The following is a 24,435-nucleotide window of genomic DNA, read 5'->3' as shown; positions in this document are numbered from 1 at the left end:
CGCCGCGACGAACAATGGCTCGCCATCCCGCGCCATGCCGTGGCCCGACATCGCCGACTCCCGACCGCCGCATCGCTGCCCCGTGCAAGCATGCACCCTAGGGGTTACCCTAGCGCGATGCTGCCGCCTGTCCGCCAGTCCTGGCCGGCGAGGCGGCCTCTGTTGCAGCAGCGGTGCCCCCGCCGCTCGCTTCGCCCGACGCCGGCGCATGCATGCCCGCGCATGATCGCCGGCGCCCTACTCAGCGATCTCCTATGACAGAACTGACCAACACCACCATGCCGGCCCGCCCGGCGCACCATGACCGGGACCATGACAGCCGCCGCCGCGTGTTCGCCATCGTCGCGGCGTCGTCCGGCAATCTCGTCGAGTGGTTCGACTTCTATATCTATGCGTTCTGCGCGATCTATTTCGCGCACTCCTTCTTTCCGCAGTCCGATCCCACCGTGCAGCTGCTCAATACTGCGGGCGTCTTCGCCGCGGGCTTCCTGATGCGGCCGATCGGCGGCTGGGTGTTCGGCCGCATCGCCGACCGCCACGGGCGCAAGAGTTCGCTGCTGATCTCGGTGGTAATGATGTGCACCGGCTCGCTGATGATCGCCTGCCTGCCGACCTACGACAGCATCGGCATGTGGGCGCCGGCCTTGCTGCTGCTGGCACGCCTGCTGCAAGGCCTGTCGGTCGGCGGGGAGTACGGCACCACCGCCACCTATATGAGCGAAGTCGCGCTCAAGGGCCGGCGCGGCTTCTTCTCGTCGTTCCAGTACGTGACGCTGATCGGCGGCCAGTTGCTGGCGGTGCTGGTGGTGGTCGTGCTGCAGCAGCTGTACACCGAGCAGGAGCTGCGGGCCTGGGCCTGGCGCATTCCCTTCGTGATCGGCGCGATCACCGCGGTGGTGGCGCTGCTGCTGCGCCGGACGCTGCATGAGACGTCCAGCGCCGACGCGCGCAACACCAAGGATGCCGGCAGCGTCGTTGCGCTGCTGCGCGACCACAAGGCGGCCTTCTTCACCGTGCTGGGCTACACCGCCGGCGGCTCGCTGATTTTCTATACGTTCACCACCTACATGCAGAAGTACCTGGTGAACACCGCCGGCATGCCGATCAAGACCGCCAGCTACGTGATGACGGGCGCGCTGTTCGTCTACATGTGCATGCAGCCCGTGTTCGGCGCGCTGTCGGACCGCATCGGCCGGCGTACCAACATGATGCTGTTCGGCGCCCTCGGCGCGCTGATCACGGTGCCGGTGCTGACCGCGCTGCATACCATCACCAATCCGGCGGTCGCCTTCGTGCTGATCACGCTGTCGATGGCGGTGGTCAGCCTCTATACATCGATCAGCGGCATCGTCAAGGCCGAGATGTTCCCGCCCGAAGTGCGCGCGCTGGGCGTGGGCCTGGCCTATGCGATCGCCAACGCGATCTTCGGCGGCTCGGCGGAATACGTCGCGCTCGGCCTGAAGTCGGTCGGCCACGAGTCGGCCTTCTACTGGTACGTGACCGCGATGATGGTGGTGGCCTTCCTCGTCAGCCTGCGGCTGCCGCGCCAGGCCAGGTACCTGCATCACGATCACTGATGCCATCGACGTCGGGCCGGCGCTCGCGCCGGCCCGATGTCATTTGCGTCACCCCCTACCGGCCCACCCGGCCCGTCAATCTACCGGCGGGCCAGGCCGCCCTCATCTGCGGCCCGGCTAGGCCGCCGCCATCTCGCGGCAAGCCTGCGCGCAGTCCCGGCAGGCCTGTGCGCACTGCTGGCAATGCTGAGCCGGATGGCGCGCACACTCCTCGGCGCAGCGTTCGCAGATCTGCGCGCACAGCGCACATAGCTGGCGCGAATGTTCGCTGCCGCGCGACATATAGGCCACCGAAAGTTCGCAAATGCCGGCGCAGTCCAGGTCCAGCCGGATGCACTCGGTCATCTTCTGCACATCGTGCTCCTGCAGGCAGGACGCCGCACAGTGACGGCAGGCCTGCGCGCAGCGCGTGCAGGCATCGATACAGGCTTGATATTGCTCGTGAGGCATGACATCCCTCCTCGGTCGGTCGACGCCGGATCGGCGCCACGCCGAATGCAGCAAGGCGCGGACCACGGCGGTGGGGCGTTGTCGGCCCTGCCCGCCGCGATCCGCGCCTTGTCCCGGCCTGGGATCGGTCTTACATGCCTTGCAACTTCTGCCTGCGCTGGATCGGACCCTGTCCGCTACCGGCACGAGAAATTGGCCGCATCGTCGGTACTGCCGCTGCCCAGATAGACGGCCTTGCGCGGATACGGGCACAGCGGCCGCGTGCGCGTTACCGCGCCGCCGCTGACAGCGGAAGCGACGATCCGGTCCGGTGCGGTGCCGCGCGTGACCCACGCGTCGAGGGCCTCCAGAATGTCGTGACGCGCGTCGACTATCGGCGCCGGCGTATCGCCATTGCCGAACTGGGTCGTCCCCGGCCCGCCCGAGCAGTGCCCCATGCCGGGCACCATGAACAGCCGGAAGAAGTCGTCCACCGCCGCCTGCGAGCCTTGCGCCGCCCTGACGCGATCGTAGTAGGCGATGGTATCGACCGCGTTGACCACCGGGTCCTGCCAGCCGTTGTAGACCAGCAGCTTGCCGCCGCTGGCCTTGAACGCCGACAGATCGGGGTTGTTCTGGTCGACCATCGCGCCGACCTTGGCATCGGCATAGGCCAGGTCGCGATCGAAATCGAAGGTCCACCAGTTCCACTGCGGATTATCGAAGACCCAGTAGCGCCAGAAGTCCGCGCGCGTCGGTTCGGTCGTGCCCCAGTAGGTGTTCCAGCCCACCGGCGAGCCGCCGGCCGTGAACAGCGCCTCGCTGGTCTTCGGCCATCCCGGGTACACCTGCTCGCCGGTGCGGGGATTGCGCGCGCCGGCGTACATCGCCTTCAGGGCGGAGACCTGCTCCGCCGTCAGGCAGTTGTCCGCGTCGGCGCCCGTGCATTGCAGCGTGGCGGGATCGAAGCTGCATTGCCGCGGGTCATCGACCACGCCGTCGGTGACGCCATCGTCCGCATCGCAGGCCGCCACCGCCGCGCGCGTGACCATCGGCAGCTTGGCCGCCGGGATGATCGGCGACAGATTGTCGCTGGGCCGGTGATTGGCCAGGAACTGCCACAGGAATCCGGCATTGAGCCGCACCCGGTTGTTGCCCGGCGCGCCCGCGATGATGCCGTCGAAATCGTCGGGGTAGCGCTGCGCCTCGGCATAGCCCTGGTGGCCGCCGGTCGAGCAGCCGTAGAAGTACGCGCGCTCGATGTCGCGCGCGTGCATGCCGGCGACCAGGCGTTTGCCCGGTACCGTGATCGCATGGATCGAGCGCGTGCCCCAGTCGACGATCTTCTCCGGATGGTTGACGCCGAACGGCATGTCGTTCGGATTGGCGGACTGGTGGCCGGTATCGCCGCCGACCGTGGCATAGCCGCGCGAGAGCCCCATCGCCATCGCGCGGTAGCCGAGCGCCGGGCTGTAGCCGCCGTTGCCGGTCACCAGCAGCTTGCCGTTCCATTGCGCCGCCGCCGGAATCCAGACCTCGAAGCGGATCTCCGAATCGCTGCTGGGCCGCGCCACCGCCTGCACGCGGCAGAAGGCGGGCACCGTCACCGTGGTGCCGGCGCTGGGCGAAAAGCTGCCGGCCGGAATCTCGGTGGCCGCCTGCACCGTCGCGCCGTCGAGCGCGGCGGCTGCCATCTGCGCGCAGGACTTCGGTTGCTGGTTCGCGGCCGGGGGCGGTGCGGGCGGCGCGTCGCCGTCACTGCCGTCACTGCCGTCACCGCCGCATCCGGCCATCGTCATGGCGATCGCGGCGAGCGCCGCCGTCGCGGGCGCGCGCCATGATGCTGGCTTGTCTCCCGGCTTGTCCATGTCGTGTCCTCCGTTCTCTGGGTACCGCCTCACGGCAACACCGGATTGGCCTGAGCCCGCGCGATCGCACGCTGGGCGTCGGCGGGCAGCAGGAAGCGCTGCGCCACCAGCGCATCGGCGGCGGCCCGCAGCTTTGCCAGATAGCCGGCCTGGTCCCCGTACAGCGCTTCGAGCGAAGGCCGCTGGTCGCCGGCCGCCGTGCGCGCGGCCTCGGTCTTGTGGAAGGGGATATAGCTGCCGGTCAGATTGACCAGATCGACGATGCCCGGCGTGGCCACGTAGTTGAACTCGAGGCTGGTGCCGACCGGCACCTGCACGTCCAGCGCACGGCTTCCCGCTTTCGCCAGCCCGGTCGTCGGATCGAGCTGCGGCACCAGGATCGCGTAGTCGCGGCCCAGATAGGCCGGCGGCAGCACGGTGGCGATGCCGGACTCGTCCTGCGGCCGGTACTGCGGGCCGTAGTCGAGCAAGGGGAAGCCGTTGTAGCGGCCGAGGTACTGGAAGTCCGGGATCGGCACCGTTCCGCTCGCCCCGGTCCAGCTGACGCCCTTGATCACCGGCACCTGCAGTTGGTCGGGGCGCACCAGCGTGCCGTCCGCGATGCGGGGCACCTGATTGTCCGGCGGCGCGATGTCGCGCGCGACCCAGTCCTCCAGCGCGATGAACAGCGCGCGGAAGGTATCGGCAAAGTCGATCATCGAACCGGCCGGATAGACGGTCTGCGACGGGTTGTAGTTGATCTGCGCCGAGCGCCCGCCGTGATGCGTGCTGGCGTAGTAGTAGACGCGCGCGTTGTCGGGCTGGGTCAGATCGGTGAAGCCGTAGGCGTCGGTCAGCACCGGCGAGCCCTGCAGCTGCCAGAACTCGGTGCCCGACAGGCCGAGGAAGAAGCGCGGGCAGGTTCGCGTCTCGCTGCAGCGCTTCATCACGCCGCCGGTGCGGCCCGCGACCGCGTCCTCGTAGTCCGGCGCCAGTCCGCGCGGCGCGGTCTGGCCGAAGGCGCGATGGTCGGTGCGCAGGCCACCGCCGCCGCCCGGCACCGCGAAGCGCGTGTTGATATTGGTCTGGCGCGCGGCCACATGCGCAAAGATGCCGTCGAACACCTTGCCGCCGTCCAGCGCCGCGTTGAAGCCCAGATGCAGGAAGGTCTTCATCGCATTGCCCGACTGCGAGGTGCCCTGCCCGATCGCGTAGCGGATCGCGCCGGCGACCGGATTGGGCGTGCCGGCCGCGTCGGCGCTGCGATGGCGGAAGAAAGTCACGGTGTCGCGCAGCGCGGCAAGACCGACGCCCATCACCTTCGGATCCTTGGCCACGTAGGTGATCTCGTACAGATAGCCCGGCTGGAAGCCGTCCTTCAGGCAGACCTTGCTGCCGTCGGGCTTGCCGGGAAACGGCGCGCCGCTGGGGCCGCAGTCGGCGAACTTCCATTCCGACGGCGCGATCGGCACGCGCGGATCGGTCTCGTTGACGCGGCGCGTCAGCGTGTAGCCAGGCTGCGTGTTGTCCAGGCTGGCCGGCGCGTAGGGAATCATCGAGCCGTTGAACACGCCGCCGGGCAGGCTCATGGTCGAGGTCGCGGCGCTGGGCACCAGCTCCGCCGCGTACGGCCCCGTGATGCTGCTGCCGTCCTTGTTGCGGGCGACCGGCACCGTCAGCGTCAGCCGGGCCGGCGAGCTCTTGGGCACGTCGCCCTGCCACGCCGCGTACAGAAACACGTAGCCGCGCTCGAAATAGACCGCATCGCCGGGCACCGCGGCCGGGTTCGGCATGGTCAGGATATTGCCGCGATTCGGCGCGTCGTAGCGCAGCACGCCGCCGGCCTTGCCGATGTCCTTCGGCTTGAGCATCACGAACTCGGTGGTGTACTCGACCATGCCGCGCGCGTTGACGGGCGCCAGGTCGAGGTCCTGGATCACCGCGTTGCGCGGGTCCTTCGGATCGACCTCGCCGTGCAGCGAGCCGGTCAGCTTCTCGTAGGCGCCGACGCTGCCGAAGTTGCCGGGAAAGTCCTCGCGGGCCGAAATCGTCAGCGTGATCGCCGGTGTCACCGGTTGCCCGCCGCCTCCGGGCGGACCACCGGCCGGCGGGCCGTCATCGTCGCTGCCGCAGCCGGCCAATATGGACGCCGCGGTCACGGCGGCCAATACCCATCCCATCGCCCGCGCCGTGTCGACGCGGCGAGCGTGCCTGATCTCCATGTCTTCTCCTGCCCTGGTGGTTCTTCTTCGGGTCGTCTTCACGCCCACTGACGGAGCGTTGGCGCCAAGTCTAGAAAGCGAATTGATGCAGGAGAAATGGATAATCTCGATGGATTCAGCGGGGTTTTGGCTTAATCGGTTTCGCGGGTGTTTTGGGTGGAGGCGGGCGATGGCGATCGGCATCGCGCGGTTGCCCTCTCCCCCGCGCCTCTCCCGCCAGCGGGAGAGGGGAGCAAACCACCGCAAAAGCGAAAACGCCGACGGGGTTCTCCCTCTCCCCCGCCCCTCTCCCGCAAGCGGGAGAGCGGAGAACACCCGCGGCGTGATGCCTGCCCCTTGTGTTCTCCCTCTCCCCTCAGGGGGAGAGGGCCGGGGAGAGGGCTGGGGAGAGGGAGGTGGTTTTTTTTTCAGCGCCCCACGGCCCCCATCAGCGCCGCGATCCGCTCCGCCCCGACACCGGCCTCGCGCAACACCTCCTCCGTATGCTCGCCCAACGATGGCGCCGGCCGCCGGATCGCGGTCGGTGTGCGGGCAAAGCGCGTGGTGGGCCGCACCTGACGGATCGGCCCGACGACCGGATGCATCGATTCCTCGAACAGCCCGACCGCCGCCAGATGCGGATGGGCCGGCAGATCCTCGAGCCGATAGATCGGCGTGGCCGGAATATCGAGCCGCTCGCACAGCGCCATCCACTGCGCGGTGGTCCGCAGCGGCGCGAGCTCGGCCAGATGGCCGTACAGGGCCTTGATGTTCGCGTTGCGTTCGCGCCGGCTGGCGATCTGATAGCGCTCGGCCAGATCGTCGCGTCCCAGGTCGTGGAAGAACGCTTTCCAGTGCCGCTCGGTGTAGGGCAGCATGCTGATCCAGCCGTCGGCGGTGCGCACCGGCTTGCGGCCGCCTTCGAGCAGCCGCGCATAGCCGGCCTTGGCGCGCGACGACGGAAACATCATGCCGCCCATATGCTCGGTCAGCACGAAGGCTGCCATCGTCTCCAGCATCGGCACCTCGACGTACTGGCCCTCGCCATGGCGTTCGCGCCGGAACAACGCGGCCAGCACCGCATTGGCGACCGCGAGTCCGGTGGTCTTGTCGGCGATCAGGCTGGGCAGATAGTCCGGGTCCGCACCGGACGCGCTTGCCGCGCCGACGAAGCCGCAGGCCGCCTGGATGATGTCGTCGAACGCCGGCTTGTCGCGATCGGGACCGTCCTGGCCGAAACCGGGGGCGGCGCAATAGACGATATCGGGCCGCAATCGCGCGACCGCCTCGTAGCCGAAGCCCAGCCGTTCGATGGCGCCGATCCGCATGTTGTGGACCAGCACGTCGACGGTCGGGATCAGCGCGCGCAGCGCGGCGGCGCCCTGCTCGTCCTTCAGATCGAGCACCACCGAGCGCTTGTTGCGATTGAGGGCGAGGAAGATCGAGCTCATGCCCGCGTGCTCCACCACGCCGTTGGCGCGCATCAGGTCGCCTTCGGGCGCTTCGATCTTGATCACGTCGGCGCCCATGTCGGCCAGCACCTGCGTGCCCATCGGCCCCAGCACGACCGAGGACAGATCCAGCACCCGCACGCCGTCCAGCGGCCCCGCCACGGCGGCCCGGCCGCCCGCATTGTGTTCGTTCACTGACGCACTCCTGTGATGCCGCATCAGCGGCGCTGGAAATTGGGCAGACGCCGTTCCGCCATCGCGGCCACGCCTTCGCGGAAGTCCTCGGTAGGGAACTGGGTCAGCTGCACCTCGAGCTCGTGCCGGTTGATCTGCGCGATGCGGTCGGCCAGGCCGGCGCGCAGCGTGGCGCGCGTGCTTTCGACCGCCAGCGGCGCGGAAGCCGCGATCTCGCAGGCCAGCGCGTGAGCACGGGTCAGCACGTCGGCCTGTTCGGCCAGCTCGTCGGCCAGCCCCATCTCGACCGCGGTCGCGCCGTCGATGCGGCGGCCGGTATAGAACAGCAGCGCGGCGCGCTGTTCCCCGATCAGCCGCGGCAAGGTCAGGCTCAGGCCGAAGCCGGGATGAAAACCGAGCCGGTTGAAATTGACGCTGAAGCGCGCCTCGCGGCAGGTCACGCGGAAGTCGGCAACGAGCGCCAGCCCCACGCCGGCGCCGATGGCCGCCCCATGCACGGCGGCAACGATCGGCTTGCGCGTGCGGAACAGACGCATTGCCTGCCGGTAGAACGGACTGGGGTCGCGCCGGATCGACGGGTCGGGCGTGCCGAAGTCCGCGCCGGCGCAGAACGACTTGCCTTCGGCGGCCAGCACGATCGCCCGGCAATCGTCGTCGCCGTCAAGCTGCTCGAAGGCGTCGGCCAGCGCTGCCATGCAGTCGACATCGACATGGTTATGGGGCGGTCGCTGCAGCACCACGTGTGCGACGTGGTCCTGCGGCATCCGGTGCAGCGAAACGGGAGAGGTATTGTCCATGGCAGTGGGCTATGACAGCGAAGTCGGTGGCAAGGAGGTCGAAGTCAGGGAAGACCATGATGGTGACGGTGATGGTGACGACGGCGGTGCGGGCGAAAGCGGCTTGGAAATTTGCCGATGGGCCGGGGCGGCTCGGGTCCGGGATAATGTCGCCACCCGTCCGGACGGATCCATCCGGGCCAGCCAATCGAAAGCGGGCGCGGGCATTGGCCTGCCGGACCCGCTCACCAGGAGCGCAACGCGAATCGAACGATGCCTAGCGGAGACCATCGAGAGGGCGAGCCGACGCCCGCCAGCGACCACCGGCGCCTGCCGCTGGCCGAATTGCGGCACAAGGATTTGAATCTGCTGGTCGTGCTGGCCGCGCTGCTGGAGAGCCGCAGCGTCAGCGAGGCGGCACGGCGGCTCGACAGCAGCCAGCCATCGACCAGCCGCATGCTGGAGCGGCTGCGCGAGGAATTCGGCGACCCGCTGCTGATCAAGAGCGCGGCGCGGATGCTGCCGACGCGACGCGCGCAGGAACTGCAGCAGGCGCTCGACACCGCGCTGCGCACGATCGAAAGCATCTACACGCAGACCGATCGCTACGACCCGGCGCAGGAGACCGGCTCCTATGCGATCGGCATCAACGACTCGCTGCAGGCGCTGATCGCGCCGGCCTTCCTCGCCCGGCTGCGCGAGGTCGCGCCGCGCGCGCGGGTGCGCATGCATCCGGTGCCGATGCCCAGCGGACTGAGCGCGATGACCAGCGGCGCGATCGACGTGATGGTGGCCTTCTACCCGGTCGAATCGGACGCCCTGCGCTCGGAACTGCTGTTCAACGCGCCGTTCGGCTGCCTGTGCGATGCAGGCAACGTCCAGCTTGGCCAGACCCCGCAAGCCGCGGACCTCGCGCCGCTGCCGTGCCTGGACATCTCGCAGTTCGGCGTGGTCACCCGCATGGTCGACCGCTACTTCGCCAGGCACGGCCAGCAGCGCAATATCGCCTGCACGATGACCAGCTATCTGGCCGTCGCCGACGCGATCACCGGCACCGACATGTACGCGATGGTGCCGGCCTATCTGGCGCCGGTGCTGTGCCGGCATCCGGGCGTGCGCTTCATTCCGATCGACGACCCGGCGCTGGCCATTCCGGTGCATCTGTGCTGGCACAACAATGTCCATACCCATCCTTTCGTCTCCCTGCTGCGCGCGATGCTGACCGAGGTCGCGCGCGGCCTGCCGGTGTAGCGCTTATTCGGTCATTCCGTCATTCCGTCATTCCGGCTGGATGCCGGCCGCCTGCGCGACGCGCCGGAAGCGCGCGATCTCGGTCTGATGGAAGGACCGCATGGCTTGCGGACCATAGGGCATCAGGTCGCTGCCCTTGGTGGCCAGGAAGGCGATCGATTCGGGCGTCTTCAGGATCGACTGCATCGCGGTGGCCAGCTTGTCGGCGATGTCGTCCGGCGTCTGCGCCCGCACGTAGAACGAGACCCAGCTGTATTGCACGTAGTCCGGATAGCCGAGCTCGCGCACCGACGGCACCTCGGGCAGTTCGTGGTGGCGCTTCTCGCCCGACACCGCCAGGGCCCGCACTTTGCCCTGCCGGATCAGCGTCAGCGCCCCGCTGGTGTCGACCACCGCCAGGTCGAGCTGCTTGCCGATGATGTCGGTCATGATCTGCGCCTGGCCCTTGTACGGAATATTGACCAGCTTGATGCCGGCCAGATTGCCGAACCATGCCGCGGCCAGCCGATACCCCGCCGAATAGGTGCCGACGCTCAGCGGCTTGCTCTTGCCGGCGGCCACCACATCGGCCAGCGTCTTCCAGGGCGAATCGACCGGCACGAGAAAGACATTCATGTTCCGGCTCAGGCCGGCCACCGGACGCAGATCGGCGAGCGGGTCGTAGGGCAGATTCTTCAGCACGATCGGATTGACCGACAACGGCGAATTGCTCGCCAGCAGAATCGTGTAGCCGTCGGCCGGCGCGCTCTTGAGTGCCTGGATGCCGATCACGCCGTTGGCGCCGGGGCGGTTCTCGACCACCACCGGCTGTCCCAGCGCGCGGCCCAGCGCTTCGCCGTAGAAGCGGGCCGACGAGTCCGAGCCGCTGCCCGAAGTGAACGGCACGATGATGCGCAGCGGCCGCGACGGAAACTCGCTGGCCGATTCGGCGGCTGCCATGCCGCCGACCGTGGCGCTGAAGAGCGCGACACTGGCGAGCAGCAGCGTCCTGAGCAATCCGGGTCGTTTCATGATGTCTCCTGATGCGGGCTTGGCTTCCCGCTTTGTCTTTGTTGCGCGCTGTCGCGCACGATGACGTCTTTGTTCCTCGCTGTTGCCGACCTCTCAGGCGGCCTGCGGCGCAGTAACGCGCGGCCACAGCGCGGCGCCGCCGGCGCGAATCGCCTGCGCACCGATCAGCCGCGCCCAGTACGCTTCGCTGCCGTACTCGGCGCGCCAGCTCCATAGGCGGCGGGTCGACCAGTGCAGCGTGTGCTCGTGCGTGAAGCCGATCGCGCCATGGACCTGATGCGCGATCGCGGCGGCGCGGCCGGCTGCGTTGCCGCAGATCACCTTGGCCACCATCGCGTGCCCTTCCCAGCCGACGGCACGCATTGCCGCACAGGCGCTGGCCACCGCCATGCGGGCAGCGACCACCTCGTTGGCCAGCATCGCCAGCTGCTGCTGGATGGCCTGGAACTTGGCGATGGGCCGGCCGAACTGGATCCGCTCGGTGGCGTACTGCACGGTCTGGTTCAGCACGCGCTCCAGGACGCCGGCGATCTGGATCGCGCGCATCAGCGCACCGAGCCCCGAGGGTTGCGACGAGGAAGCGCCCGAGCCCAGCATCGCTTCGTCGGCCGGGTCCTCCACCACCACCGCGGCGGCAGAGAGCGTGTCGTCGAAGCGCAGCCGGTCGCGCGGTTCGCCAGCCAGATTGGCGCTGGTCTCGACGCGACACGCCGCGGTCGGCACCAGCAGCCACACCGCGCGCCCAAACGGCTGACGATCGACCGCCCGGACCACGACATGGCGCACATGCCGGCCCCAGGGCACCTCCACCGTACCGTCCAGACGCCAGCCTTCGGCGCTCGAGCGCGCCACCGGCCGTTCCGTTTCGGCGCCGCCCACGTGCGCGGCCAATGCCATCGGTCCATCGGGCATCGCGATGCCCAGCTGCGCCAGCACCCATCCGCACACCGCGGTGTCGATGAAGGGGATCGGCGCCAGCGTGCGGCTGGCCGCCAGCAGCGCGGGCAGGCCCTGCTGCCACCCGGCATCGGCACCGCCGTCGTCTTCGCCGGCAAACAGCCGCGTCAGGCCGCTGTCCTCCACGGTTCGCCACAGGTCCGCCTGCCATTCGCCCCGCTCGGCCGCTTCCAGCTGCGCGGTAGTGACTTCGTTGCCGAACAGCCGTTGCGCGCTGTCGGCCAGCATCTGCTCGAGTTCGAGCCCCTGTTCCTGTTCCTGCTCCTGTTCGCGTTCGTTCATCGGACCCCCAGGCCTCTGGCAATGATTCCCCGCAGGATTTCGCGCGTGCCGCCCCGCAGGGAGAACGAGGGCACGGTTTGCGTCAGATGGCAGTGGGTGGCGACAAAGGGCGAACCGTCCGGACGCAGCTCGTGGCCGAACAGCTGGTGCGCGACCTCGGGAATGCGCTGCTCGAACAGCGCGCCCAGGTCCTTGACGTTGGCTGCCGCCAGTTGCGGGTTCTCGCCGCGATGAAGCATTGCCGCGATGCCGCGCGACATCTGCCGCAGATTGCTCAGTTCCGCCACCAGATAGCCGAGCTCCACCGCGTGCCGCGCGTCGTCGGCATCCGCGTGATCGACCATCTCGGCCAGCAGCGCATAGCTGCTCAGATAGCGTTCCGGACCGCTGCGCTCGAAGGTCAGCTCGGCGGTGACCTGGGCCCAGCCCTGCCCCGGCTCGCCGATCACCATCCGGTCGGGCACGAAGACGTTGTCGAACACCACTTCGTTGAAGTGCTCTTCGCCGGCAAGATTGCGGATCGGCCGCACCTGCAGGCCCTCCGACCGCATGTCGACCAGCAACTGCGACAGGCCCTTGTGCTTGTCGTCGGCGCTGCGGTCGGTGCGCACCAGCGCAATCATGTAGTGCGAGCGATGCGCGTTCGACGTCCACAGCTTGGTGCCGTTGACGACCCAGCCGCCATCGACGCGATCGGCCCGGGTGCGGATCGACGCCAAATCCGAGCCCGAATCCGGTTCGCTCATGCCGATGCAGAAGCGCAGTTCGCCGCGCGTGATGCGGGGCACGATCTCGCGTGCGACCTCGGGCTCGGCGTAACGCATCAGCAGCGGACCGCTCTGCCTCTCCGCGACCCAATGGCCGCCCACCGGCGCCCCTGCCGCCAGCAGCTCCTCCAGCACGACATAGCGCTCCAGCATCGAGCGCTCCTGCCCGCCGAAGGCCTTCGGCCATGTCATGCCGATCCAGCCTTTGGCGCCGAGCGCGAGACTGAATGCGGGGTCGAAACCGGACCAGCTTTGCGCCCGCTTCTGCGGCGGGCGATCGCCAACGGTCTCGGCGAGAAAAGCGCGTACCTGCGCTCGCAATGGCGCGAGATCCCCATCGGGCTGCGCCGGTCGAATCACGATTTGGCTGGCCGTGTCCACTTCCCCTCCTGTCGGTTCGTTCACCGCTACGTTCACTGCCAAGATGCCGGCCAGCTTAGCGGCGCAGTCCCGGCCCGCCCATCGCCGCGGCGGCATAACAAAAATCCTGCCGATGCACGCGCGTCTGCGCTTCGGTGTCTGCTTCAATGCAGGCAACGCGGTCCATACGGCATGCGCATAAGCGATATGTCCCCGCGACAATTGCAGCGTCCACGGCTGCGCGCTTAGTCTGTGGACTGGTTCGACAGGACGGGATCACACCGTCCGCAAGGAGACAGAGCGATGCGTCATCAGTGGATGGATACCTGGAAGGTTGTGCGGCTGGCGTCTTTGACGACGGCACCGATGGTCGCCGTGGCGGCGCTGGCGGCGCTCGCGGCGCTGTCGTCTTCGCCGGCGCTGGCGGGCGATGCGGCCGCCTATCCCGTCAAGCCGGTCAAGATCGTGGTGTCCTTCCCGCCGGGCACGGGTTCGGACAGCACCGCACGCTTCCTCGCCCAGAAGATGGAAGCGCGCTTCGGCCAGCCCTTCGTCGTCGAGAACCGGCCCGGCGCCAACAGCTTCATCGCGGCGCAAGCGGTGGCACGCGCCGCTCCCGACGGCTACACGCTATTCGTCGCCAGCAACTCGCCGATGGCGACCAACGCGGTCCAGTTCAAATCGCTGCCTTACGATCCGATCAAGGATTTCGCGCCGGTGGCGCGCCTTTATTACGGCGCGATGGTGCTGTCGGTGCCCGCCACCTCGCCCCATCGCACCGTGCAGGACCTGATCCGCGACGGCAAGGCGAGGCCCGGCAAACTGAGCTACGGCTCGGGCTCGGCCTCGTACCAGATCGCCACCGAGCTGTTTCTGAAGCAGGCTGGCGTCAAGGCCGTGACAATCCCCTACAAGGGCGCGGCACCGGCGGTGGCCGACCTCGCCGGCGGCCAGGTCGACTTCGCGCTGTCCGACTACACCGCCGCGGCGGCGCTGGCGCAAGCCGGCAAGACGCGCATCCTGGCGGTCACCGGCGACAAGCGGCTCGACGTGGAGCCTGACGTGCCGACGCTGCAGGAGCTCGGCTTCAAGGACTATTACATGATCAACTGGGTTTCGCTGTTCGCGCCGGCCCGCACGCCCGGGCCGATCGTCGACAAGCTGAGCCAGGCCGCGGTCGAGATCTTCAACAGCAAGGAGGCGGCGGAGTTCATCGGCCGCACCAATGGCCAGATCTTCGCCGGCGGCGCCGACGTGCTGCGCCAGTTCCAGCTCGACGAGATCAAACGCTGGTCCGCGGCCGCGACGCTGGCGGGTATTCCCAAGCAATGAGCCGAAGCAATCCGCCCAGGCAATCCGCCCAGGCAATGAGCCGACGCAGTGAGCCAACGCAGTGAGCCGAAACACTGAGGCGCGTCACGGCGCCAACGCGGGCTCCGCTTCATAGGCGCGATGGAGCAGCGCCAGAAAATCCGGTGCATCGGGAAACGCTACCGACCCGATGCGCCGGACCGGCACGCCCGGCGTCCATGAGTTCATCACCACGGCACCGGAGAACGCGGGCAGATCGGCGAGCCTGATCTCGCGCGAGCGCTGCGCGATACCGAGGCGGTCCAGTTGACGCCGAACGATGCCCATCGTGGTGCCGGTCAACATCTCGGCCACCGGCCACACCACCGCCTCGCCATCCCAGAACGCGAGATTCCAGATGGTTGCCTCGCTGAGCCGCCCCTGACGGTCGACGAGGGCCGCATCGTCGAAGCCTTGCTCGACCGCGCGGCGCAGGTAGTACGTCTTGGCGATTTCGCCGACGTGCTTGATGCCGGGAAGGGTTCGCTCGTGCTCGACCGTATCGAGCGCCAGCGGACCCGCGGGGCCCGACGAAGGCGGCCCGGTCCGGATCAGCAATCGCGGCGGCGCGCCGGTTGCCGACGCGGTAAATTCGCCTTCGTCCGAATACACCGTCGCGGTCAGCGAAACAGCGGCGGGGCTCGCCTGCAGCGCCGCCCGCAAATGGCTTCGAACCTGCTCGTCGGACAGTGCCGTCCCGAACAGCGCCATCGACGCGGACCGCAGTCGGGACAGATGCAGATCCAGCCCGCGAATGCGCCCGGCGCGGACCTGCATGGCGGTGAAATGGGCATAGCCGGCGAAGGCGATCGGGGCCAAGGCTTGCGCCGAGGCGGGCCGGCCATCGAGGTGAACGATAGGGGAGTTCCATTGCGCTGACATTGCTCGCTCCTGCTTCGGACCGCGACACGGCGGATGCCGTACCGCGGGCCCGAAAATCATTGATCAGCGCGAACTTTCGCCCATCGAGCGCACTTTCGGAATCGAGTATTTTTGTCGGGAACATCAAGCCTCGCTTGAAGATCCCGATCGCCCTTATGCGCCTGCCACGGTTGCGGGCGCGGGGACGGCATTCGGCTCGCCTTCCCGGCACCAGGCCGCGAAGCCCTGTTCGCCACCTCGGCGGTAGGCACGGAAGCCGTCCCGGCAGAAGTCGCGGAAGCCGCGCTCAGCCTCGGCCATGATGGCGGCGCGCTGTGCTCTGGCCGCGTCCTCTCCCTGCGCCCACTCGGCGCTCCCGGCGTCGGCCTGCGTCAGCCGTTCCCGGACGGTCCTGTCGGCGCGGACCATGGCTGCGCTTCGGACACGCCGGATCAGGGCCTGCCAGGGTTTCCAGTCCGCCATGAAATCATCGAGCCGCCGGAAGTCCTGCGCGGATTCGCGTGCCAGCACCCCGTCCCGCACACATTGCGCCCATACCTCCCCGTAGTGTTCGTTTCCGTACCAGCCGTGGGAGAAGTAGGGCCGGACTTCGATGGGCAAGTCGAGCGCAAACGCCATATCGTATTGCACCCGGAGCGCCAGGGCCGGCGACGGCTTGTCGGTGGACCAGACATCTCGCACGGTTTCCTTGAGCAACGCCATCCGCAGCACGCCCCGGCCCAGCGTGGCCGCGACGCGTACCGGAACATGGTTGCGCTCGACCAGCATTTGCGCGAGCGCCAGTTCGAGGTCGTCCAGCCTGTCCAACAGCAGTTCGGCCGAGAACCGCGCCGACGCACGGAGCTCCGGCGCATGCAGGCGATACAGGTCCGCGTCGGTGACAAGAAGGCGCCTTACCAGATCGAGCCGGTACGCCATGATGTGCGGCCAGCGCGGCAACACGATCGGCGGCGTACGCGATCGTTCCAGCTTCGCCAGCGATGCCTGCATATCGGCGAACAGCCGCTCGACATCTTCGCGAAACTCCGGGCCAAGCTGCCGCGTGTCCGCCGTGTCAGGCAATGCCGGCCCCGCATTGCCTGGCGCGCCGTGGATCAGCACCGCGAGCCGGCCAAGCTGCGAGCGGCCAGCCGGCCATAAATCGTCCGTCGTACCAGGTCGATTTCCATCGAACGCCTCGTGATGGAGCGGCGAGCGGCGACACCGATCCACGCCGAGCATCGCATCAGACGCTGCATTGTTCGACAGCGGGTTGCCGCGCAGAAAGACCTCAAATTTCGCCGGGAAAAACGGTGAGCCGGACCACAGTTCGGTAATGCGATTGTCCTCCAGCCAGACGAAGGCGAGCTGGGGCAGCCTGTCGATACATTGGGGCCATGCAGTCAGCCGGTTTCCGCTCAACGACAGCACCTGCAGCGCTTTCAACTCTCCGATCCACGGGGGCAGTTCGCCGATCCGGTTGTCGGCAAGCTCGAGCACCCGCAGCCCGGTCAATCTCTCTACCGCCGCCGGCACTGCGGTCAGGGCATTGCCGCTCAGACGCAGCACCGTGAGCTGCCCCAGCCAGCCGAGCACCAGCGGAACGGTCGTCATGCCCAGATGGCGAAGATCGAGCACGGTGTCGTGCCTCTCGTGACAGGACAGGATGCGGCGGGTCGCCTCGATGCAACGCTGGTCAGGCTGCGTCGCCATCCAGTCATCGAGCACCTTGACCATGCATTGGAGCACCGCTTCCCGGCTCGAGCGCAAATGGCGGGTGAGCTGCGACGCGTACGAATACACCGTGCCGTTCAGCAATCGATGTGCGAAGAAGTCCTTCATGCCTGAGGCGGGCCCGTCGCGCACGACGGTCGGTCCGTCGGCGCGGTAATGGAGCCGATAGCAATGGGCCCGAAAGCGGAATGCCCCCGCCTGGCACATCTGCCTGGCGCCGTCATGACTGCCGGCGATACGGGTGAACTGCGTGAAGGAATCGAGCGACAACTCACTGATCGTCATGCCATTCCCCTGGTCGTGTGAATTACGTTGAACGCGGCGGAATGCCGGCACTGCAGAACGCTGCACGGCACTAGATTCAAGGCGAATAGATGCGCGAATCGACGTCCGAATCGGTGTGCCGGCGTGCCCGCCATTGCGCCGCCCGGCCATCGTCCAGCGGCGCCACGGCGGCACGCGGCCGGCCATCCATCGCACTGTCCGAGACCGTCCTGCCCGGCGCTCGCGACACCGTATGGGGGGCGCCCCGTTCGGCCTGTCGAACTTCCGCCCGAGGTTGCGCAATTGCGCCGGAGAGGGCGCCCGGGTCAGCGCCGGCAGCAACAGGTTCACCGGCAATGGCGGGCGGCTGTCCCGCGGCGTCCGGGACCACGGAGCCAGGACGCTGGTCCGCGGCATGGCGTAGCTCCCGGCGATGCCAGCGGTCGAATTCGCCAAGCGTAGACCGGCCTACCACCATCAGATCCGTACGCGCACGCAGCTCCCTTTCCCGTTCGTCGACCAGCGTGTCGATGCGCTGCGCCATGTCGCTGGCGCGCTGCCCCGCATCGCGCATCGCGTCCAGCCGTCGGTCCAGTTCGCCGGGGGAGAGAGATACATATTGGGCCGGGCGAACGAGATCGTCCCGTTGGTCCTGGTCCAACGCCGCCATCACATAGTCGGCCTCGTTTCGGCTCATCCCTGCGTCCATGCACAGATTCAGAATGACGTCGCGCATCGCCATCATGTTCGCGCGGCATTGGATCTGGCGGCGGTTCGCTCCAGCTTCGCCGACATGGGCGGCCTCGAATGCCTTGGCGCGGCCGCTGTCGGCATGCACACCACCACTGTCGGCCAGATACCGCCATGCGTCCAGATGACGCCTGGCCTCTTCCGCCTCGGCGTGGGCAGCAGCCCAATCGTGCCTCGCATTCATGAACGCAACCAGGGCGTCCGCCAGCCTGAGCGCGGACGCGGGCTTGCCGACGACGTCCGCGCATGGCAGATGCAACCGCCCTGCCTCGGCAAACGAAGGCGGAAGCAAGCCGGCCTCAAATGCGTCATGCAGCGCGAGCGTCATGCTGTGCCGCCATCCCGCATCGGCCTGTGCGCCCGGCCCTTGCCGCATGGCGGCGCCATCGCGCCTGCCGGCTTCATGGGCGAGCCGAGGCTGGACACCGGTCGCCAGATCCTCTCTGGCAGCAGCCTGGCCCTGCAGGCCCCTATCGTACGAACGCAGAAGGCGTTCGCGCTGCTCGGCGTCGATGCTGCCGCCTGCCTGCTTCAAACACGCACGTCCCTGCTCGAAAGCGGTGCGTCGCAACGCAAGCTCTGCCTGCGGCAACCCATTCGGCAAGCCGCGCAGAAACTCGTCGGCATGGGCCTCGGCAACCAGTCCGCTGCGCAGGTTCGCGCGCATGTCGGCACGCATCCGTCGTACCTGCTCATCGATCTTTTCCCTGACCTCCGCCGCGATCCGATGCATCCGGTCGTCGTGGACCGTCTGGTACAGATCGTCGGCGAGCTGGTCGAGGGTTCGGTAATGCAAGCCGGTCAGAAGCCCCGGCATATTTGCCGTGGTCGACTCGACGTCGAAGCGCAGACAGGCGGGAAACTTGTTGATGCAAAGCTTGTACAGCATGCGCGGCACATTGCCTTCCCGGGCCGCCGCGACGCCGATGGACGACACTGGCATCTGGTCGCTGCGCACGCTGCTTGTGTCGAACGTGAGCAGGCGCAAGGCGACTTCCGGCGGCGACAGTTTTCGGTTGAAGAGGACGATCTGGGTACCGAGGGGCGCACCATCATTCGGCTTCTTGCTCGCATGGCGATCGCCGAGGTTTTCCTCTCGCCATCCTTCGCTGTTGCCCAATTCGGCGGCATGCTTCTCCAGCAGTTCGAGGTCCTTGATCGAGGCACCGATGTCCAGCTTGAATCTGTCGCGGAACGCGCTCGCGCGGTGGCCGCGCAGCAACGCCGAGATCGCGCGATCGGCGACGGCGAAGGTTTCTGCCGTGTGATATTCGAGCAAGTCGCGCGATGCGATGTCATGCGCGCTTTGCGCAGCAGGTTGCGTGAACCTCAGCGCGACGTCCCGCGCTTGCGTGAGGATCTTGCCGGAGCACAGCCACAGTGCAAGGTCGATGGCCCTCGCCGTATCGCTGGCAAGGGCGGCGGACTCGGTCGCGACGGATAGATAGAACGCCTTGGCGGGCAGATTTCCTTCAGGCCCGGCGACGGGGTGACCAGCCTCGATGTCGTGCGGCTGCGGCACCAGCGCATGCGCTCGCTGCTGGAGCTCCAGTCTGGTTTCCTCGATCACGGTGACGGTCTTGAAGATCGCCATCATCTCTCTGGCCGAGCGGTAGTTGCCGAACCGCTCCGCGTATTGACCGCGAATCACCCGCTCCATCCGGTGAAGATCGCGCGATGCGCGTTCGCCCTGTTCACGTGTCTCTGCACGGGCGGTGCGAAATTCGACGCGCTGCGTATGCTTGCCCAGCGCAAACGTGACGGTCAGCTTTCGTTCGCCCTGCCGACCGTCGTGCCGATCGATCGCCGCGACGCATTGCTGCTGAAAGATGCCGTTGCGCCGGGGACTGCAGAGCCATGCGTCCACCTGATGGCTGTCGAAGCGGCCGTTCTCGGCCCGAAGCTGAAGCGACAACTCCTGGTTCCACAGGCCGTCGACGATGGCAGGAACGTTGGCCTCGAGTCGGCGTGCAAGGGCCTGGCTCTTGTGAGCGACGTCCTCGATCTTGCGTCGGATCTTGCCGATCTCCCCCAGGTTGTCCTGGACAGCGTGAAAGACACGTTCCAGCCGGCTCGCCGATTCCGGCAGCTGACGCGTCATGACGAGCCGGCTAGCCCCCTTGGCGCTCACATAGGCAATTCGGAAGGTGCTCCCGTCAGCCAGCCGCACCTCGCCGCGGGGGCGCGCAAGGATGGCGCGAATCTCGGCGTCGAAGTTGGTATCGAGCGCGCGCTGGAACGCCTTCTTGTTGACGTGATTGTTGTAATCGAGGGTGGCAATGCCGATGGCGGTATGGGGAGCGGGCAGAACGGAGGGCTTCGGCATGGGAAGGCATAGAACGTGGACGATGGGGGAAATCTATCGACGCACGTGCCCCGCGGCTTCAGGAAAGGGGTAGCCAACTAAAGCAATAGGAACTATCGGAAAATGAGCGGCCGCGATTTGTGCAGCGCGTGATCAAGGCCGCGGAGCCGCATTAGCCGCCTGTCGCAGGCAGGACGCCCATAAACAGCCGTATGCATCACTTTTCTTCCGAACCAACCCCGCACGCGACGGTCTGACAGCGGTTGACAGCCATTCAAGGAGAGCAGCCATGCAATGTCCCGTTTGCCCCGAAGCCACACTGGTGATGGCCGAACGCCAGGGCGTCGAAATCGACTACTGCCCGAAATGCCGCGGCGTGTGGCTCGATCGCGGCGAGCTCGACAAGATCCTGGAGCGGGCTGCGGCCGAACAGGCGCCGGTCGCCCAGGCGCCCCAGGCCGCCGCGCCGCAACGGCCGGTCGACCCGCGCGGCTACGACCGCGGCTATGAACAGCGCGGCTACCGCGACGACGACCGCTACCGCGAGCAGAAGCACTATCGCAAGAAGAGCATCTGGCACGAGATCTTCGATTGACGGCTTCGATCGACGTCTTCGATCGACGTCTTCGATTACGGCTTCGATCGACCGCCTTGATTGGCCAAGTCGATCGACGATCTTCGATACCGCCATAACGAACACGGCGCCACTCGGGGCGCCGTGTTCATCAGAACGCCAGCGTGCGCGCCGCCACGTTGGCGGCGAGATCGGGATCGTGCGTGACCAGCATCAGCGCGCAATCCGATTCTTCCGCCGCCTCGACGATCAGGTCGATGGTGTTGCGCTGCGTGACGGGATCGAGCCGCGAGGTCGGCTCGTCGGCAAACAGGAAGGCGGGACGCAGCAGCAGCGCGCGCAGCAACGCGAAGCGCTGCAGTTCGCCACCCGAGACCGCGCTCGGCAAGCGTTCGAGCAGGTCGGCGGACAGTCCGAGCCGTTCCATCCACGGGCCCAGCGGCGCGCGTTCGATTCGGTGCAGCGCGATCAGGTCGTGCAGCGCGCGGCCGAGCGGAACATGCGGCGCGAAGGCACCGGCCGGATCCTGATAGAGCTTCTGGTAGCGAACCGGCGCGATGCCGTCGGCGCGGCGCACGCTGCCGCGATCGGCCCGGGCCAGGCCGAGCAGCACATTGCCCAGCGTCGATTTGCCGCTGCCGCTGGGTCCGGTGACGGCCACCCGTTCGCCGGCGTGCAGCGTCAGGTCGAGCCTGTCGAACAGCACGCGATCGCCGAAACGCTTGCGCAGGCCGCTGGCGCACAACACCTCACGGCCTGTCGCGGGCATCGGCCGACGCGGCCATGCCGCCGGCTCGGAGGCAATCAGCGCGCGCGTGTAGTCGTGCGACGGCGCGCGCAGCAGCTCGTGGGTCGGGCCCCGCTCGACCACCCGGCCGTCGAGCATCACCATGGTGTCACCACCCAGCGCCCGCGCCACGCCGATATCGTGCGTGATGGTCAGCACCGCGCAGCCCTGCTCCAGCGCCGCGCGCAGCCGCGCCACCAGATCGTCGCGCCACCTCCGGTCCAGGCCCTTGGTCGGTTCGTCGACAATCAGGATCGGCGCACCGCCGGCGCGCGTGATTGCGAACGCGGCGCGCTGCGCCATGCCGCCGGACAAGGTGGTCGGCCATACGCGCTCGGCATGCCCGAGCCCGACCGCGCGCAGCGCCTGCGCGGCGTGGTGCGCGGCGCGCCGGCGCGATTCGCCGGCGACATGGCGATAGGTCTCGGCCAGCTGCGCGTCGACGCGCATCAGCGGGTCCAACGCGAACCAGGGTTCCTGCGGCAGCAGCGCCAGCTCCCGACCCCACAGCGGCCGCCGTGCCCGCATATCGCCGGCATCGCAATGCCAGCCATGCCCCGCCAACTGGCCGCTGGCGCGCAGTCCCGCGGGCAGCGAGCCCATCACGGCATGGGCGAGCAGGCTCTTGCCGGAACCGGTCTCGCCCAGCAGCGTCAGCGCGCGGCCGGCCTGCAGTTCGAACGACACCGGCTGCAACAGCACGCCATCGGTACTGGTGACCGACAGGTCGCTGACACCAAGCAGGCAGCCGCTGCGGTTGCCTTGCAGGTGGCCGTGCAGGTGGGCGTGCAGGTCGTCGTGCAGGTCATTGTTCAAATCTGCGATTACGGGTTCGTTCCGCGCGTTCATGGCGACACCTCGGCACGCGTACGCTCGTTGAGCAACGCCAATGCGAGAATCGCCAGCGCCAGCACCGCGATCGGACTGGCGATGGCCCACGGCGCCTCGGCCGCATACGGCAGCAGTTCAGTCATCATCAGGCCGAGCTCGGCCATCGGCGGCTGCACGCCCATGCCGACGAAGCCCATCGCCGCCAGCGCCAGCACCGCCGCGCCGAGGCCGAAGCTGCTCAGCGTGCCGAGCACCGGCGCGAGCTCCGGCAGCAGATGCCGGCGCGCGATATAGACCGGACCGAAGCCGAGCAGACGCGCGGCCTCGACATGGTGGCTCTGCAGCACGATCTGTGCGCTGGCGCGCGCGACGCGGAAGTATTCGACCCACAGCACCAGCGACAGCCCGAGATACAGCGGCCACATCGCGCCCGGCGCCAGCGCGGACAGCAGCAGCACCAGCAGCAGCCCGGGCAGCGCGAGCACCGCGTCTGCGAACGCGCCGGCGATGCGATCGACCCAGCCGCCGCGCCACGCGGCAAACAAACCCAGCAGCGTGCCCGGCAGCGCGGCGGACAGCACGCACAGCAGGGCCAGCCCCAGCGACAGTCGCGTGGCATGCGCGGTGCGGGCCAGCACGCTGCGGCCCAGATGGTCTGTCCCTAGCGGCTCGGCCATCGTCGGCGCTTGCAGCACGGCGTACAGATCCTGCTCGAACGGCTCGCGCGGCGCGGCCCACGGGCCCACGATGGCGAACAGGGCCAGCAGCACGATCAGCAGCAGCGCGACAAGGCGGCGCGGCCGGGCCGTCGCCGAACCGCGCTTGCCGGTCAGGGTCGCGGTTCCGTTCATCGCGCCACCTTCGCCCGCAGCCGCGGATCGATCGCCATGCAGGCCAGGTCGACTGCGGCGTTCAACGCCACGAACAGCAGGCCCATCGTCAACGCGGTGCCCTGGATCATCGGCACATCGCGGCCGAAGATTGCGTGCACCAACGCATGGCCGATGCCGGGCCAGGCGAACAGCGTCTCGACGACCACCACGCCCTCCAGCAGATAGACCAGCTGCACGCCGAGATAGGCGACCACCGGCACCGCGGCGTTGCGCACGCCATGCCGTGCCATCACAACCCGGTCCGACAAACCCTTGGTGCGCGCGAACAGCCAGTACGGCGCGGCCACCACGCCGGCCATCGCATCGCGCGCCACCCGCATCGCGGTGGCGGCCAACCCGAGCCCCAGCGTCAGCGCCGGCGCGATCCAGCTGCCGTGTTCGCCGTGGCCGCCGGCCGGCAGCCAGTCGAGCTCGACCGCGAAGGCGAGCACCAGCAGGATGCCCAGCACGAAAGGCGGCAATGCCCGCAGCAGCACCGACAGCGCCAGCGTCGCACGATCGGTGTTGCCGCCGACGTGCCGCCCGGCGGCAAAGCCCAGCGGTAGCGCGATCAGCGTCGAGACCATCAGCGCGGCCAGCGCCAGCCACAGCGTATGGCCGAGCTGATGCGCGATCTCGGCGGCGACCGGCGCGCCGGTCACCGTCGAGGTGCCGAGGTCCAGATGCAGCAGCCGCGACCACCATGCCAGCAGGCTGTCCAGCCACGGACCATCGAGCGCCAGTTCGGCGCGCACCGCGTCGGCGGCCTGCGCGGTCACCATGTCGTAGCCATAGCGGCCGGCGGCGATGCGGAATGCCATATCGCCCGGCAGCAGCCGCATCATCAGGAAGCTGAGGCTGCCGACCAGCGCGGCGACGACCGCGGCCTGCACGCCGCGTTGGAGCAGCACGCGCGCGATCAGCCGAGTGGCAGCGTCCGCGTGCCGCTGGCGCATGGCATCGTGCGGGGCATCGGGCGATGCCGATACGGTCTCGCCGAGGC

18 protein-coding genes are annotated in these 24,435 nt (G+C 68.1%); 4 read left to right on the top strand and 14 right to left on the bottom strand.

The annotated features are described in order from the left end of the window. Positions 1-254 precede the first annotated feature (254 nt). Positions 255-1,577 (top strand): MFS family transporter, encoded by a 1,323-nt coding sequence (locus HTY53_RS16720; protein ID WP_174107717.1) that lies wholly within the window; start codon positions 255-257, stop codon positions 1,575-1,577. Between the two features lie 117 nt (positions 1,578-1,694). Here the strand turns inward: HTY53_RS16720 and HTY53_RS16715 are convergent, their stop codons facing one another. The 5 genes from HTY53_RS16715 to HTY53_RS16695 form a co-directional block, all read right to left on the bottom strand. After that, a complete protein-coding gene (locus HTY53_RS16715) occupies positions 1,695-2,027 on the bottom strand; it encodes a four-helix bundle copper-binding protein (protein ID WP_174107716.1) in 333 nt (110 codons plus the stop codon). Positions 2,028-2,203: 176 nt separating this feature from the next. Continuing rightward, on the bottom strand, positions 2,204-3,874 hold the full coding sequence (locus HTY53_RS16710; RefSeq protein WP_174107715.1) for a tannase/feruloyl esterase family alpha/beta hydrolase: 1,671 nt from the start codon (positions 3,872-3,874) through the stop codon (positions 2,204-2,206). A 29-nt stretch (positions 3,875-3,903) separates the two neighbouring features. Next, on the bottom strand, positions 3,904-6,075 hold the full coding sequence (locus HTY53_RS16705) for an alpha/beta hydrolase domain-containing protein (protein WP_174107714.1): 2,172 nt from the start codon (positions 6,073-6,075) through the stop codon (positions 3,904-3,906). Between the two features lie 407 nt (positions 6,076-6,482). Continuing rightward, positions 6,483-7,724 (bottom strand): CaiB/BaiF CoA transferase family protein, encoded by a 1,242-nt coding sequence (locus HTY53_RS16700; protein WP_174107713.1) that lies wholly within the window; start codon positions 7,722-7,724, stop codon positions 6,483-6,485. After that, entirely contained in the window at positions 7,724-8,497 is a 774-nt protein-coding gene (locus HTY53_RS16695; RefSeq protein ID WP_174107712.1) for an enoyl-CoA hydratase/isomerase family protein, read from the bottom strand. The genes HTY53_RS16700 and HTY53_RS16695 overlap by 1 nt, the downstream gene beginning before the upstream one ends. Before the next feature lie 252 nt (positions 8,498-8,749). Between HTY53_RS16695 and HTY53_RS16690 the strand changes: the two genes are divergently transcribed. Further along, the gene (locus HTY53_RS16690; RefSeq protein WP_174107711.1) at positions 8,750-9,727 is read left to right on the top strand and encodes a LysR family transcriptional regulator; all 978 of its coding nucleotides are present in this window, start codon (positions 8,750-8,752) and stop codon (positions 9,725-9,727) included. A gap of 27 nt (positions 9,728-9,754) precedes the next feature. Here HTY53_RS16690 and HTY53_RS16685 read toward each other — a convergent pair whose 3' ends face one another. The 3 genes from HTY53_RS16685 to HTY53_RS16675 form a co-directional block, all read right to left on the bottom strand. Then, positions 9,755-10,738 carry a Bug family tripartite tricarboxylate transporter substrate binding protein gene (locus HTY53_RS16685; RefSeq protein WP_238509948.1) on the bottom strand — a complete coding sequence of 328 codons (984 nt, stop codon included), beginning with the start codon at positions 10,736-10,738 and terminating at the stop codon, positions 9,755-9,757. Between the two features lie 93 nt (positions 10,739-10,831). Next, positions 10,832-11,977 carry an acyl-CoA dehydrogenase gene (locus tag HTY53_RS16680; RefSeq protein WP_174107710.1) on the bottom strand — a complete coding sequence of 382 codons (1,146 nt, stop codon included), beginning with the start codon at positions 11,975-11,977 and terminating at the stop codon, positions 10,832-10,834. Then, positions 11,974-13,125, bottom strand: a complete 1,152-nt coding sequence (locus HTY53_RS16675; protein ID WP_174107709.1) for an acyl-CoA dehydrogenase family protein — start codon at positions 13,123-13,125, stop codon at positions 11,974-11,976. The genes HTY53_RS16680 and HTY53_RS16675 overlap by 4 nt, the downstream gene beginning before the upstream one ends. 282 nt (positions 13,126-13,407) lie before the next feature. Here HTY53_RS16675 and HTY53_RS16670 point away from each other — a divergent pair, with 282 nt between their 5' ends. Then, a complete protein-coding gene (locus tag HTY53_RS16670) occupies positions 13,408-14,436 on the top strand; it encodes a Bug family tripartite tricarboxylate transporter substrate binding protein (RefSeq protein ID WP_174107708.1) in 1,029 nt (342 codons plus the stop codon). A gap of 84 nt (positions 14,437-14,520) precedes the next feature. On the opposite strand, the gene HTY53_RS16665 is transcribed toward HTY53_RS16670, so the two are convergent. The 3 genes from HTY53_RS16665 to HTY53_RS16655 form a co-directional block, all read right to left on the bottom strand. Beyond that, positions 14,521-15,336 (bottom strand): aminotransferase class IV family protein, encoded by an 816-nt coding sequence (locus tag HTY53_RS16665; RefSeq protein ID WP_174107707.1) that lies wholly within the window; start codon positions 15,334-15,336, stop codon positions 14,521-14,523. A gap of 153 nt (positions 15,337-15,489) precedes the next feature. Next, entirely contained in the window at positions 15,490-17,334 is a 1,845-nt protein-coding gene (locus HTY53_RS16660) for a leucine-rich repeat domain-containing protein (protein WP_174107706.1), read from the bottom strand. A gap of 76 nt (positions 17,335-17,410) precedes the next feature. After that, positions 17,411-20,389, bottom strand: a complete 2,979-nt coding sequence (locus tag HTY53_RS16655) for a hypothetical protein (RefSeq protein WP_174107705.1) — start codon at positions 20,387-20,389, stop codon at positions 17,411-17,413. Positions 20,390-20,657: 268 nt separating this feature from the next. On the opposite strand from HTY53_RS16655, the gene HTY53_RS16650 reads away from it, so the two are divergent. Further along, complete coding sequence (locus HTY53_RS16650; RefSeq protein WP_174107704.1) at positions 20,658-20,963, top strand: zf-TFIIB domain-containing protein; 306 nt, start codon at positions 20,658-20,660, stop codon at positions 20,961-20,963. A gap of 130 nt (positions 20,964-21,093) precedes the next feature. On the opposite strand, the gene HTY53_RS16645 is transcribed toward HTY53_RS16650, so the two are convergent. Genes HTY53_RS16645 through HTY53_RS16635 form a run of 3 tightly spaced genes read right to left on the bottom strand, consistent with a single transcriptional unit; the run spans position 21,094 to position 24,388 of the window. Beyond that, positions 21,094-22,545: an ABC transporter ATP-binding protein gene (locus HTY53_RS16645; protein WP_254599988.1), complete on the bottom strand. Its 1,452-nt coding sequence runs from the start codon at positions 22,543-22,545 to the stop codon at positions 21,094-21,096. Positions 22,546-22,574: 29 nt separating this feature from the next. Beyond that, positions 22,575-23,411, bottom strand: a complete 837-nt coding sequence (locus HTY53_RS16640) for an ABC transporter permease (protein ID WP_174107702.1) — start codon at positions 23,409-23,411, stop codon at positions 22,575-22,577. Beyond that, positions 23,408-24,388, bottom strand: a complete 981-nt coding sequence (locus HTY53_RS16635) for an ABC transporter permease (protein ID WP_174107729.1) — start codon at positions 24,386-24,388, stop codon at positions 23,408-23,410. The genes HTY53_RS16640 and HTY53_RS16635 overlap by 4 nt, the downstream gene beginning before the upstream one ends. Positions 24,389-24,435 lie beyond the last annotated feature (47 nt).

The organism is Cupriavidus gilardii (assembly GCF_013314895.1).
In the GTDB taxonomy this organism is placed as follows: domain Bacteria; phylum Pseudomonadota; class Gammaproteobacteria; order Burkholderiales; family Burkholderiaceae; genus Cupriavidus; species Cupriavidus gilardii_C.
This window is presented reverse-complemented; position numbering and strand designations above follow the sequence as displayed.